At 47.3% G+C, this 245-nt stretch carries 1 pseudogene; it reads right to left on the bottom strand.

The annotated features are described in order from the left end of the window. Positions 1-231, bottom strand: a pseudogene (locus EXE42_RS16560) (hypothetical protein); the annotation flags it as partial. Between the last annotated feature and the right edge of the window lie 14 nt (positions 232-245).

Below are 245 nucleotides of genomic sequence, written 5' to 3'. Positions count from 1 at the left end.
GACTTCAACATCATACTCATACATTTTGACAAATGACCCATAGCTCTGATCCTCGACCTCTCCTTCAAATGTGGGTATTTCGCCGTTAACTGTGAGGTATTGGAAACTCACCTCCTCCCGGTTCTTTTTGATAATTGTCCAGCTCCATTCACCAGGGTTTTCATGACCGGCTGAGAGGATCAGCTTGAACCCTCTGTTACCACAGAAGGGAAGAACTGCCGTACTTCCCATACCGTACTGCCCGT

It is taken from the genome of Halorubrum sp. SP3 (assembly GCF_005435195.1).
Classification (GTDB): domain Archaea; phylum Halobacteriota; class Halobacteria; order Halobacteriales; family Haloferacaceae; genus Halorubrum; species Halorubrum sodomense.
This window is presented reverse-complemented; position numbering and strand designations above follow the sequence as displayed.